At 71.1% G+C, this 13,206-nt stretch carries 8 protein-coding genes; 4 read left to right on the forward strand and 4 right to left on the reverse strand.

What is annotated here, in order from left to right:
• Window positions 1–296: 296 nt before the first annotated feature.
• On the reverse strand, window positions 297–2,591 hold the full coding sequence (locus tag QOM21_RS36580) for a protein kinase domain-containing protein (RefSeq protein WP_407555403.1): 2,295 nt from the start codon (window positions 2,589–2,591) through the stop codon (window positions 297–299).
• Window positions 2,592–3,129: 538 nt separating this feature from the next.
• On the reverse strand, window positions 3,130–4,587 hold the full coding sequence (locus QOM21_RS36585; protein ID WP_407555404.1) for an FG-GAP-like repeat-containing protein: 1,458 nt from the start codon (window positions 4,585–4,587) through the stop codon (window positions 3,130–3,132).
• Window positions 4,588–5,111: 524 nt separating this feature from the next.
• On the opposite strand from QOM21_RS36585, the gene QOM21_RS36590 reads away from it, so the two are divergent.
• Complete coding sequence (locus QOM21_RS36590) at window positions 5,112–5,594, forward strand: hypothetical protein (RefSeq protein ID WP_407555405.1); 483 nt, start codon at window positions 5,112–5,114, stop codon at window positions 5,592–5,594.
• Entirely contained in the window at window positions 5,591–8,476 is a 2,886-nt protein-coding gene (locus QOM21_RS36595) for a M48 family metalloprotease (RefSeq protein ID WP_407555406.1), read from the forward strand. The genes QOM21_RS36590 and QOM21_RS36595 overlap by 4 nt, the downstream gene beginning before the upstream one ends.
• Window positions 8,477–9,194: 718 nt before the next feature.
• Here the strand turns inward: QOM21_RS36595 and QOM21_RS36600 are convergent.
• A complete protein-coding gene (locus tag QOM21_RS36600; protein ID WP_407555407.1) occupies window positions 9,195–10,430 on the reverse strand; it encodes an amidohydrolase family protein in 1,236 nt (411 codons plus the stop codon).
• Window positions 10,427–11,839 carry an MFS transporter gene (locus tag QOM21_RS36605; protein WP_407555408.1) on the reverse strand — a complete coding sequence of 471 codons (1,413 nt, stop codon included), beginning with the start codon at window positions 11,837–11,839 and terminating at the stop codon, window positions 10,427–10,429. Before QOM21_RS36605 ends, QOM21_RS36600 begins: the two co-directional genes overlap by 4 nt.
• Before the next feature lie 91 nt (window positions 11,840–11,930).
• Here QOM21_RS36605 and QOM21_RS36610 point away from each other — a divergent pair, with 91 nt between their 5' ends.
• Both QOM21_RS36610 and QOM21_RS36615 read left to right on the forward strand, forming a co-directional pair.
• Window positions 11,931–12,230, forward strand: a complete 300-nt coding sequence (locus QOM21_RS36610) for an antibiotic biosynthesis monooxygenase family protein (protein WP_407555409.1) — start codon at window positions 11,931–11,933, stop codon at window positions 12,228–12,230.
• Between the two features lie 28 nt (window positions 12,231–12,258).
• Window positions 12,259–13,092, forward strand: a complete 834-nt coding sequence (locus QOM21_RS36615; protein WP_407555410.1) for a MurR/RpiR family transcriptional regulator — start codon at window positions 12,259–12,261, stop codon at window positions 13,090–13,092.
• Window positions 13,093–13,206 lie beyond the last annotated feature (114 nt).

Raw genomic sequence — 13,206 nt, forward strand, 5'->3', positions numbered from 1 at the left:
CCGGAAGGGCTTTTGGGCTTGTGGGCCGGGTTGGCTCACAAGCCCTTCGGCACGTCCAGGTGCCCCCATGGCTCGCCTCGGTCCTCGCCGCCCTCCGACCTGCCGGCCGCCCTTCCCGGTTGACGGTCCGGAGCCCCCCTTGCGTACTGCCGAGTACGACGGCAACTCGGACGAAGCGCGGCAGCTGGACGGAGGTGGTCAGTGTGAGCATGAGCCCCGCGGTGGCGGTGCTGCCGGCGGCGGAGCTTCTCGCGGTACTCCCCGGCAATGTTGCAGCCACCGTCCAGCCACTGGTGTCAGCCCGACTTCGGCGGCTTCTGCGCGTCGAAAGCGAAGAGAGTGTTCTTGGCCGCGGCCACGATCACCGCGCGCCCTGCAAGAGTCACCCGCGGGCTTGCGCCCTGCTGGCCCGTCAAACCATCGACCTGCGGATCTGTTGTCCATAGGGGCTTGCCATCGTCCGGCGACAGCGCGACCACCCGGCCGGTGGCCGAGCTGAAATACAGTGCGTCGGCTCCCGCAACAGGACCCGCAGCGCCCTCCACGCCAGTCTGCCGCGACCACTTCTTCCGGCCGGTCGCCGGGTCGAGTGCGGTGACGAGACCGGCCTGCCCGCTCACGTAGACGGTGCTGTCCGCCACGCCGGGCGTCCCCGCGTATGTCTTGGCCAATCGGGAGTACGTGACCTTCCGCGAGGCCGGGTCGACGCGAGCCACCCCGTTGTAGCCGGCCGGATCCGTTCCCTCCATGTGTACTTGCAGGAGTACGAGCCTGCCGTTGGCGACGCCCATCGGCACGGCGGGGCCGTTGACCTCGATGGGCCTGCCCAGTGTCCCAGAGGCGCGGTCGACCGGGTACAGGGTGGGGTGGCGCACTGCCAAGGCGTCCACCTCCGCATCCTTCGCGCACATCGCGACGAGCTGTGGGCCCACCGGGACGGGAGCGCACTGGGTACCCGCAGGGAACGGCGAGGTCCATGTGACCTGACCGCTGTGCGCGTTGCGGGCCTCGAAGCGGGAGTTGGAAGCGTCGACCGTCACGACGTCGGAACCGACCACGACGGCGTCCTGGGTCCGACCCGTGACGGCCGTCGACTGGGCGCCGGACGGCACGGACCACAGCTCCCGTCCGTTGTTGGCGTCGATGGCCACCACCTCACTGGGAGGGTCCTGCGGGGCGTCCTGGGCGGCGAAGCGGTAACCGAGCACCGTGTCGTCGGTGGCGCCCACCAGGTGCATGCCGTTGGCGGGTACGCCGGGGCTCTTCGCCGTCCACACCCGCGAGCCGTCACCGGCCCTGATACGGGTCGCGACAACACTGCCGCCCCCGCAGAACAGCGCGTCGCCGTGCGCGACGCAACGCAACTCGTCGGGGATGTCCGGGCGACCGCCGGGCACGGCCTTGTGCCACGGCTTGAAGCCGTCCGGAAGCGCGGCACCCTGCGCCGCAGAGCTGTTGCCCTTGTCGCCGCCGCTGTTCCCTCCGAAGCCGCCCGCCGTCAGTGCGGCGACTCCACCACCGATCGCTGCCACCGTGACCGCGACCGCGGCCGCGATCACGGGACGCCGGCGGCGACGCAGTCGCCGGCCGATGGGGGTGTCGGCGCTCCCGGTATCGGGAGCGGCCGGGGTGACGGTCGGGGTCGCCGGCGTCGGGGTCGCCGGCTCCGGGATGGCCGGCTCAGGGGTCGCCGGCGCCGGGGTGGCCGGTGTCGCGAAGTGATGCTCGGTGACTATGTCGCGGGTGCGGCCCGCGCCGACTCCACTCGCGTCGATCTGGCCGAGGTCGGCCGGCAGGTCCCGTAGCAGCACGAGGAGTTCGTTCGCCGAGGGTCGCCCGTCGGGCTCCTTGGCCAGGCACGCCTCGACGACAGTGCGCAAGGCCGCCGGCACATCCTCCAGCGACGGCTCGTCGTGCACCACCTGGTAAGCAGCGATGTATGGGCTCTCCGCGTCGAAGGGCCCGCAGCCCGTCGCAGAGTAGGCCAGCAGCGTCCCCAGCGAGAAGACATCGGACCGCGGCCCCACATCGCGCGGCGCCTGCAACTGCTCCGGCGACATGAAGGGCGGTGTACCGATGACGCGCCCTGTAATCGTCAGCGTCTGCTGGTCCACGGCGCGCGAAATGCCGAAGTCGATGACGCGTGGGCCCTCGGCCGAGAGCACGACGTTCGACGGCTTCAGGTCACGGTGGACGACCCCCACCCGGTGGATGTCCCGCAGGGCCTCCGCCAGTCCGATGGCGAGCCTCCTCAGCTCAGCTCCGCTCAGCGGGCCTTTCGTGGCGATGCGCCGGGCGAGCGTATGCCCCTGGATATAGGTCGTCGCCATCCACGGCTGCTCGGCCTCAGGGGCAGCGTCGACCACGGCGGCGGTGAACGCGCCACTCACCTGCCGCGCCGCCGCCACCTCCTGCCGAAAGCGGATGCGGAACTCGTCGTCCGCCGCGAACTGCGGGTGGATCAGTTTGATCGCGACAGGACGCCCCGAACTCGTACGGGCCAGAAAGACCGTGCCCATGCCACCCGAGCCGAGTCGCGCCTCAAGCGGATAACCGCCGATCTCGGCTGGATCACCTGCGCGCAGCGACACTCTTCCCGACCTCCCGTCCCTCGTGCATCTACCACCACAGCCCTGCGTACCTCTCCTGCACACAAATTAGCCGCAGGGCAGTACAGCAGAGCACAGTGGGTGAGGAACAGGACTCCAGGACTGCCCCCGTGCCCCGTAGGCGGGGCCCTGACGATCAGTACGCCTCTTAGCCCCCCCGCAGCTCCGGTCCCTGAAGGGCCCGCACGGTGTGCTGGCAGATCGTCAGGCCGCGTGGGAGGACTCCAAGCATGCCTGCGGCCCGCCTCGGGGAGAACGGCCCCGAGACGGGCCGCACAAACGGGCCGCACAAGATGGTGCGCGAGTGGCGCAGGGCCACAGGGGAAGTGCCAAGGAGGCATTCGGCTGGGTACCCGCTGCCGCCTACATGGTCAGGGGGGATCGCCGGCCTGGATGATCAAGGTGGGCGTCGCTTGTGCAGGCGTCAGATCGGCTCGACCGAACGGCAGTGCATAGACGCGGGGGAGCCCAGAGGCGGGGACGGGGCCGCGACCGGAGAGGCCGACGGCCCCGAGACGGCCTACTTCGCCGGGTTCGTCAGCTCCGTGCCGAAGCGGCCCTTCGTCGCCGGGGCGCCAAGGTCACTCGGGTCGATGAGTGAGGAGTCCTTGGCGCTGAGCCCGTCGGTGCCCGCGTACAGCAGGGCCGCCGCGCCGGCGCCCTCGGAGCGGTTCGGGATGCCCACGGCCAGGTCGGTCTTGCCGTCGCCGTTGTAGTCGGCCGGCGAGACGGACGTACCGAACTTGTCGTTGCCCTCCATGGAGCCAGGGACGCCTTCGGTGTCGAGCGAGAAGGTCTGCGCCCCCTCGTCGGTCAGCCAGTTCTCGGTGCCCTTGAGCACGTTGATGGCTCCGGCGTTGTTGTAACCCCCGGGTGCCTCGGCGCCGGTGTTGCTGACCACCAGGTCGTCGTGGCCGTCGCCGTCGAAGTCGGCGAGCCGGATGGCCTCGCCCTCCTGCGCCTTGCCCTTCCAGTCCACCGGCTTGTCGGAGTCGAGCCCGTCGGCGGTGCCGGGGTAGGTGCGCAGCTTCTGCTCCTGCGGACCGTCCGAGAAGCCGGTGTCCGTGACGACGTCATCCTTCCCGTCGCCGTTGATGTCGCCGACCACGGGGCGGTACTGCGCGAACGGCAGGGGGATGTCCTCGCCCAGCGGCGTGCTCTTCAGACCTCCGGATGAGCCGGGCAGCACGCCGAGCGTGCCTTCGTCGGAGGGCGAGTCCTGGGAGGCGACGGTGACGAGATCGGTGTAGCCGTCCCCGTTGATGTCGCCGGAGGCCAGATGCTCGACGCTGACGCCGCCGCCGGGCGGGGTGACGCTGGTCATCTTCGGGGTCGCGGTCTCCCGCAGGTTCTTCGCGCCCTGGACGAGCTGTACCTTCACGCCGTCGGAGATGGCGATGTCGCTGAGGCCGTCCTTGTTGTGATCGCCCACGGCTATCCGGTCGCCGAAGTGCGCGTTGGCGGCGACCGTTGGCGCGTGGAAGGCGATGGCGTCGCCGGACAGGCCGCTCTGGGAGCCGAAGACGATCGTGACGGAACCGGCCTGCGTAGTGCTGCCGATGGCCTCGTTGTTCGCGGCGACGACCAGGTCGGCGTAACCGTCCCCGTCCACGTCGCCACGCACCACGGTCGAGCCGAAGCCGTCCTTGGCCTCCGGGGTGCCGGGCACGCCCGCGCTGGCCTGCGTCAGCGTGCTGTGCCGCTTGGTGTCTACGCCGCCCTTGGCGCCGTAAGTCACGCCCACGTAGCCCGCCTTGGACTTCCCGGAGACGGTGCCCTCGGGCGCTCCCACGCCGAGGTCGGCGTGGCCGTCGCCGTCGAGGTCGCCCTGGGCGATCTTGCTCCGCTCGGCGGCATCCGTCGAGGGCCGGCCCTGCCCGTTGCCGTCCGTCACTGCTGCCATGGCCCCGCCGGCCACGGCCGCGACCACGGCGGCGCCCACAGCGCCTGCCACCATGCTTCTGGTTCGGTTGCGCACAAATCCTCCAACGGGTAACACATCGAACGCCCCTCGGCTCCGCCCCCTGAGTTGTGGGCCCGGTCGAACGGAAGGGGTTGCAGAGATAGACAGAAACAAAAGCGGAACGGTTGCAGAACGAACAGAAAAAAACTCTGTCCAACACATGTACGCAGTGCACGGCAACTCCGCTCCGGAGTGCCGCACTTGGCGCCTACCGCCCGCCCCTCGATTCACTCCTTCATGCCGCACGGTGAGTGGTCGACCAGCGTCCCGGTGATGCTCCACCGCCTGCCCCGGCGACAGGTCTGCGGCAGATGCGGTACGAGTCGTGCCCGCTCATCGTTCGTCGGACCGCGCTCCGGCGCGGATCTTGTGACCGGGCGGGTGGTGTCAGCGGCGTCGCCGAGTGACGGCTCGTCCGCTTCGGCGCACGCCTTTGCGCGGGTCGGTCAGCGTTGTCTTCGGGGGTACCGCCGTTCCCCCTATGGTGCTGCAATGCACTGAACTGGACGGCTAGGTACGGGGGTTGAACGGTGCTGTATGTGCGCGATCTGGTGCGCGAAGTGGTGGCGGAGCACGCGGCGCACGAGTTGCCGCTCGTCGACAGCCTGCGGGCGTTGGACGACGACCGGGTCGTCCGTACCCTCGCCGGGGGCGGGCAAAAGCGGGAGCCGCTCGGGTTCGGCTACGCCGAAGTGTCCGCGCTGGTCACTCCGGTCCTCTGGCTCGTCCTCGATCAGGCGGCCCGCCGCACGGTCGACCGAGCCACGGAGGGTCTCATGGCGCGCGGCCGGACCGGCGTGCGCAGGCTGCTGGGCCGGGCGCCGGACCCTGCGAACCGCACGCTGATCGCGCTGGATCCCGGCGAACTGGCGCTGGTAAGAACCCACATCGTGGAGCAGGCCACGGAGCGAGGAACCGACCGCCGGGAGGCCGAGGCGCTGGCCGACAGCGTCGTGGCGCGGATCTCGACGGCGGCCGCGACCGACGAGGAGCCCCCCGAAACCCCTGGCACCGCCTCGTGAAGGCCCTCGCCGCGCTCCGGAGCGCGACCGGGACGGGCCCCCGCTTCGCGCTGCTGATGGTCCTCGTCGTGGCGTCGAGCATCCCCACGCTCGACACGCTGCTCCAGGACGTCCCGGTGCTCGTCGGCCTGCGCGACGGCCGGGAGGGCCTGCACGGCCCCTCAGGGTGCCTGTACGCCGCCGGATTCGACGCCGGCAGCGGCGATCTGGAGAACATCCTCAGGGCCCTGAGCCGCCCTGGCACCCTGCAGAAGTGCATCGGCGACCACACGCTCGTCCCGTACCGCGGCGCCCTCGCCACCCTGGTGCTCCTCGCCCTCGCGGCCGGGCTGTACTGGTGGCTGCCGGCCGCTCGCGAACGCTGGCGCCGAATGGTGCCGCTCGAAACCGTCGACACCGACGGCACACTACGGGCCGAACTCGCCGCGCTGTGCGCCCGCACCGGCATCCGTGCGGAATTGCGCTTCCGCGTCGACCCGGGACGGACGACCTCCAGCGCCAGCGTCTACGGCCGCTCCGGGAGCTACACCGTCTCCCTGCACTCCGGTCTGCTCCCCCTGCTCAGCACCGACCCCGAGGGCTTCCGCGCCGTCGTCCTGCACGAACTCGCCCATGTGCACCACCGCGACGTGGATTACGCCTACGCCAGTACGGCCCTTTGGCGGGCCTACGTCCTGCTCGCCCTGACCCCGACATTCGCGGTGACCGGCTGGATCCTCATCCTGGCGCTGTCCGGCCTCAAGTCCCCGTGGTGGCCCGCCGCTGCGCCCATGCTGCTGGCCCCCGTGCTGGTCGGACTGCTGCTGGCCGGGCTGGTGCACCTCGCCCGGGCCGACCTGCTGCGGCGGCGCGAACTGTTCGCCGACCGCCGGGCAGTCGCCTGGGGCGCGGACGTCGCCAGTTGGCAGCGCCCCGACCCCGCCGCCCCCGTGGCACCGTGGCTGCGCCGACTGACTGCGCTGCTCGGGACCCACCCGCGGTGGGAAGAGCGTCGGCAAGCACTCGCCGACGCCGACCGCCTCGACCGGGTCAGCCCCCTGGCGATGTTCCTCACCGGTGTCTCGGCGGCACTCCTGCACCAGTCCCTGGCGACGCTTCCGGTCCTGTCCGACGGCCCGGGCTCCATCTGGATCACGGTCGGCGCGGTGACCCCGGTGCTCTGCTTCGCCCTGGGACTGCCGCTCGTACGGCCTTCGGGCACGGCCGAAGGAGACGGGCGGTCCGCCGCGGTGGCGGGTCTCTGGCTCGGCTTCGGCCTGCTGCTCGGCGAGTTCGTGTCCAGTGGCCAGTACCGGCTCGACTGGATGCTGCCGCGGCCCCAGTACCTGCTCGCCTTCCCGCTCATCGCGGCCGTGCCTGCAGTGTGGTGGTCCCAGTCCCTGCGCCTGGCACTCGCCCTGCCCCGGCAGCGGCAGCGCTGGGCAGCTGCGGTGGTCTGCGCGCTGGTGACCGCGACGGTACTGTGGGCCGGGCTGCGGTGGTGGCAGACGGGGGGCATGGCGCTCTCGCTGGGCGCGGTCGACAACCAGGGCGCGGAACTGGCCGCGTACTACGCCCGGACGGTCCCGGGCGACTGGCGCGGTTACGGCCCCGACCTCTCGGCCTTCACCAACGGCCTCGTCCTCCTCACCCCGCTGAGCGGCAAGCCCCTGGCCGGGGTCGCCACGCTGCTGATGTGGCTGGTACCGCTGGCCCTCGCCCTGCTCCAGGGCGCGGGCACGACGGGCACGGGGTTGCGGCTGCGCCGGACGCTGGGCGCCGGGCTCGCCGGTGCCCTGGTGTGCGGGGCCGGGCTGGTCCTGGCCCAGCTCATGATGAACCAATCGCGGCCGGCCACGACGGAGGGACCGGCAGGCCCCTCCGTCGTCATCCATGTGTGGTGGGTGACAGTGACGGTCCTCGCGGCCTGCCTGCTGACGGCCGCCATGGTGGCAGCCCTCGCGCGCCGGCGCCGGCTGCTGCGGGGGCTGCTCGCCGCGCAGGTGGTCCAACTGCTTGCCTACGCCGAGGTGTTCCTGCTCTTCTCCGCCGACGGCTGCCTGGGGCCGCTGAACACCGCCTTCAACGTGTGCCGGTGGCGCCCCGCCAACGGTCTGATCATCGACGGCCAGGTCACCTCCCTCACGCTCGTCAACGCCGTCCTCGGATCGGCCTGCGCGGCGTTGGCAGGGGCAGGTCTGGCGTGGGCGGTGCGCCGATTCCGCGGCCGGCCGGCCGCGGACAATGCCACGGAACCGGCCTCGAACGCGGCCGTCCGCCCGCCCTCGACGCTCCTGAAGGCGGGCACGCTCCTCGCGCTCACCGTACCGGCGGTGGTGCTGGCCGCCGCGACCTTCACCCAGGCATCCGCCCCCGACGACTCCCGCCAATGGCGGGAAGCGGCCGATGCGGCCGGGAAGCAACGCGGGCCCGCCCCGCCGGCGCAGGCACCGCAGACCCGCGCCTGGCAGGCGGCGTCCTGGCTGAACAACGGCGGGACTCGCCATGCACAGCAGATCAACGCCGCCTCGGTGGCCCTGAACTCCGAACTCCTCAAGGCCGCCTCCGGGAAGCCCAACGCGGACGGGAAGGTCACGCTCGACGAGAAGGTATTCCACCGCCTCTGCGGCGCCCTGAGCCGGCGGGTCGAGGAGGCCCGGGACTACTTCCCCGCCCCGGCCCGGGACCTCCAGAAGAACTGGTCCGCCGCGCTGAACAAGGTGCACCACGGGGCCCAGGAGTGCCAGGAGGCGACCGTCCCACCCAAGAGCACCCCGCAACGGACCGACGCGGAGCGCGGGCGCCTCTTCACCGCATCGCTCAACGAGATCGTCAGCGGAATGCAAACCTTCGGCACCTCGGTCCAGGACATCAAGACGGCCGCCACCTCGCCGGCCAAGTAGCTCCCACGACGCGCGGCGGGGCACTGGCAACAGGCAGCTGAAGGGCGGACAGCCGGAGCGATACGTGTTGTCAGGGATCCCTCTACGGTGGAGCAAGTCAGTGGGGGAGGGGGTTCGTTCGCCCGGGTTTCGCACCCCCTGCCGTCGTACGCCGGGTTCGTACCGGTGCTCTGGCTCGTCGTCCCGGGCACCCTGGGCCTGCAGGCGCTGTTGAACCAGGCGGGCCCGGCAGTCAGCTGGCGGCCGTTTTTGAGATCGGGATCGCCTGCATGGTCCTCGTCGCCCTGGCCGTCGGCGTCCTGTTCGGCTCCCGCACCTTCGAGTCCGTACCGTCGCGTCACTGACCGCCCGTCCGGCCTGGCCCAAGTGGGCTGAGGGGATCGCCTGGTTGCTGCGGCGCAGACGGGCGCGCCAGCCGGTTCCGGCCCCCGCGTGGTGGCATCGGGCTCGGTCCGGCCGTCCCTGCTGCTTTCCCTCGAAGAGTCCGGTACTACGGGCGCTATCGGGCGGGTCCGGCAGCGTGCGCCGGTGCGGCTCGGATCAGCGCGGGGTTTGACGCGTCGCACAGATCACCGGTCCGTGGACGTGCCCGCCACCGGCCGCCCGGCGCGTGGCTCGGCGGCGCCTCGTCATGTCACGCGGCTGTTCCACCTCGCCGCCGGTCCGGTCCTCGCCGGGACCGCTGCGCGGTTCCGGGTGGCCGGCCGGTGAGTGAGGGTCAGGCCGGTGTGCCCGCCTTGACGACGTGCTTGAGGCATTCCTGTGGCCTGGTCAGGACCGAGATGTCCTCCAGTGGATTGCCGTCGACGACGAGCAGGTCGGCGTGGGCGCCGGCGGCGAGCGTGCCGATCCGGCCTTCCATGCGCAGTAGGCGGGCAGCGGTCGTGGTGGCCGAGCGGATGAGGTCCGCGTTGGGCTGCACCTGGGCGCGCAGGGTGAATTCGTCGAGCTGGTGGGCGTGCATGGGGCCGAGGAGATCGGAGCCGTAGACGAGGTTCACGCCCGCCTTCTGCGCCTTCTCCAGTGCGCCGAGGCCGGCCTGCCGTACGTCGTCGATCTTCCGGTACGAGGCTTCGCCCAGGCCGTGCCGCTTGCCGGTCTCGGCCAGCTGCTCGTAGGTGATCAGCGTCGGGACGAGGAAGGCGTCGTGGGTGAGGAGCAGTTCGATCGTTTCGTCGTCAATGAGGTTGCCGTGCTCGACGCAGCGGGCACCGGCGCGCAGGGCCTGGTTGACACCGCGCGGGTGGTAGGCGTGGACGGTGACGTAGCGGTTGTGGTTGTCGGCCTCGGTGACCGCCGCGCGGATCTCTTCGTCGGTGTACTGCACGGCGGACACCTCGTCGTGCGGGGAGGCGACGCCGCCGGAGAGCAGCATCTTCAGGTGCCGGGCGCCCTTGCGGAACTCGTCGCGTGCGGCGGCGCGCACGGCGTCCGGGCCGTCGGCGATGCGCGCGAAGTCCGGCTGGTGCTGGCAGCAGGGCACGCGGTTCTCGGACAGCGGGCGCATGTCGCCGTGCCCACCGGTCTGGGAGAGCGCCTTGCCGCCGAAGACGAGACGAGGTCCGGGCATCAGGCCCTCGTCCAGGGCCCGGGCCATGCCGTGGTCGGCGCCGCCCACGTCGCGCACGGTGGTGAAGCCCCGACGGAGCATGCGCCCGGCCTCCTGGAGGGCGCGGACCGTGGTGTAGCCGGGCGTCCAGGACGCCCGGTCGGCCGGGTCGAGGCTGGTGACCAGGATGTGGACGTGGGCGTCGATGAGGCCGGGCATCACGGTCGCTCCGCCCGCGTCGATCACGTGTACGCCGTCGGGGGCGGCCGGTGCGCGGCCGGCGCCGGTGGCGGCGATCCGGCCGTCGGTGACCTCGATCCAGGAGGCGTCGGTGAGTTCGCCCTGCTCGGGGTGGAGGAGGCGGGCGCCGGTGATGAGCAGGCGACCGGATGTGGGGCTGGTCATACCGTGGTTCCTTCCAGTTGTTCCAGGCTGCGTCCGGCGGTCTTCTCGCCGAACGCGACGATCGTGACCACGGCGAGGGCGAGGGCGCCCACCAGGGTCAGGAAGACGTTGGTGAAGCCGACGCTCCCGTACAGGTAGCCGATGGCGATGGGGGCGACGATCGCGCCGGCCCGGCCGACCGCGGAGGCCGCGCCCATGCCGGTAGCACGGACAGCGGTCGGGTAGAGCTCGGCGGTATACGCGTAGTAGACGGCGGCGGAGCCGTTGGTGAAGGCGGCCAGAAAGGCGGCACAGACCAGCAGGCTTGTCGGGCTGCCGGCCAGGGCAACGCCCAGGGCGGCCAGGGTGGCACCGGCCGAGTAGGCGGCGATGAGCCATTTGCGTTCGATGCGGTCGATGAGGGTGCCCGCCAGGTAGTAGCCGGGGATCTGGGCCAGGGCAGTGACCAGTCCGAAGAGGAAGGACTTGGTGATGGAGAATCCCTTGGCGGTCATCAGCATGGCGGGCAGCCAGCTGGAGAAGCCGTAGTTGACGCCGGTCAGGATGAACCACAGCACCCACAGCACGAGGGTGGTGCGGGCCGCACGCCCCTTCCACAGGGCGGCCATCTGCCCCGCGATGCTGTGCCTGCGAGCAGTATCGGCGGGGGCGGGCGGGGAAGGGTTCCCGCCCGGTGCGGGCGCGGCCTCCCGCACCGCGGTACCCGCCTCCCGCTCGAACTTCTCGACGATCACCGCGGCCTCGGCTATTCGGCCGCTCGCGACCAGGTAACGCGGGGACTCCGGAAGGTTCTTGCGCCACCACAGCAGCAGCAGGACCGGCGCGGCCGCGATCACGGAGGCGACGCGCCAGCCGGACTCGGGGTGCGGCGAGATCACGAGCGGCGCGACTACACCGGCGAGGATGTAGCCGAAGGCGAGGAAACCGACCGTCCGGGCGACGAAGCGCCCCCGGTGCCGTGCGGGCAGGAACTCGGAGATGTAGGGGGTGATCAGCGTCGTCTCCGCGCCGATGCCGACGCCTGACAGGGCCCGCCAGGCGAATATCTCGGCTGTTCCGGAGGACGTGGCCATCAGCAGGCTGAACACGCAGAAGACCAGCAGGGCGCACATCATCAGGCGGCGGCGTCCGAACCGGTCGGCCAGAAGGCCCGCCAGCAGCGCGCCGACGAGGTAGCCGAAGAAGATCGAGGACAGCAGCCAGCCGGCGGTGCTCTCGGTGACGCCCCACATCACGATGACCGCGGACAGGGCGTAGCCCATGAGGGCGCCGTCGAAGGAGTCGAAGGTGTAGCCCAGGCCGCTCTGGAACATCAACCGGCGGTGCGGGCGGCCGGGCTCCAGGCGGTCGAGCCGGTCCAGGAGCGCTCGGCCGTCGGCTGCCGAGAGGTCGGTCTTGGTGGTCGTCACGGTGCCTCCGCTTGAGGACGACAGACAAGGGGGATGGCGTGCAACGTTAGATGCATGGAAGGGTATGTGCAACGATTGATGCATGAAAAAAATGACGATACTTACGCTGCGGCCCGTCGCGGGCCACGTCGACGACGTGATCGCGTACTACCGCACGGCGGGCGTTCTCGAAGCATCCGGCGCCCTCGCCTCACACGTCCTGGTCCCCGAAGACGATCCGGGCACCGTCGTGGTCACTGCTCTGTGGGCCGATGTCGCCGCCTGCACGGCCTGGCAGAATTCCCCCGAGCGCCGGGAGTTCGGCGAGGGCATGGCACCCTTCTTCGACTCCGCGGACAACGCACGCACCCGGGAGTTCCGGGTCGCGCACGAAAACGGCCAGGTCGTCTGACCCGGGGCTGGAGCGACGAGGAGAACTTGTGACGATCGAGGCATGGCTCGCCGGACGGAAGGGGTACCACGCACTCGGCCCCCAGGCCGGTCAGGTGGTCCATGTTCTGCTCCGGGCCCCGCAGTTCGCCACGTACTCCTCGGCCCGCGAGGTCGCCGAACGGGCCGGCGTCAACGTCTCCACCGTCGTACGCACCGCGCAGCAGCTCGGCTTCGAGGGGTGGACCGACCTGCGGCAGGAGCTACGCGCCCACTACCTCGATTCGGTTGCCTCCGGTGACCCCGGCCCGCACCGAGCCACCGACGCCGCCGGCCGGACGCTGCGCCAGGACGCGGCGAACATCACCGCACTCACCACCGAGGAGAACCTCCAGGCGATCCGCGCCACCGCCGAGGCCATCGGGTCCGCGCGCCGCACCGTGGTCATCGGTTCCGGCAGCGGGGCCGGGCCCGCCCATGTCCTCGGCCACCTCGGCACCATCATGGGCCACGACATCCAGCTCGCCCTCGGCTCCGCCACCACCCAGGCCGTCCAGGTCACCCAGCTGCGAGAGAACGACTGCCTGGTCGTCCTCAACGTCTGGCGCCTCACCCGCACCCTGCGCGGACTGACACGGATGGGCCGCGAATGTGGCGCCACCGTCTGCGTCCTGACCGACCTACGCTCCTCCCCCCTCGCCGAGGACGCCCACCACGTGATCGTCACGCCCATCGAGGGTGTCCAGGGCACCGCCTCCCTCACCGCCATGGTCGCCGCAGTCCAGGCGATCCTCGGCGAACTCACCGACACCGAAACCGGCCGCGCCTCCGGCCGGGTCCAGCAGGCGTGGAACGAGCTCGACCTCATGGACGACCAGCCGTAGCTCAGTGGGGCCGGCGAAGTCGATAGCGTCATGCCGTCCAGCCCGGAGAGCGCGCTACAGGCCGTGGCAAGCGCGCACGGGTGGTGGCGAAACTCTTGAGCTGGGCATTGGGAG

Origin of the sequence: Streptomyces sp. Pv4-95 (assembly GCF_045782725.1) — a bacterium.
Classification (GTDB): Bacteria; Actinomycetota; Actinomycetes; order Streptomycetales; family Streptomycetaceae; genus Streptomyces.

What these genes read in the sequence shown, in the direction of transcription:
- QOM21_RS36610 (WP_407555409.1), top strand. Translation starts at nt 11,931, where the DNA reads ATGACGATACTTACGCTGCGGCCCGTCGCGGGCCACGTCGACGACGTG.
- QOM21_RS36600 (WP_407555407.1), bottom strand. Translation starts at nt 10,430, where the DNA reads ATGACCAGCCCCACATCCGGTCGCCTGCTCATCACCGGCGCCCGCCTC.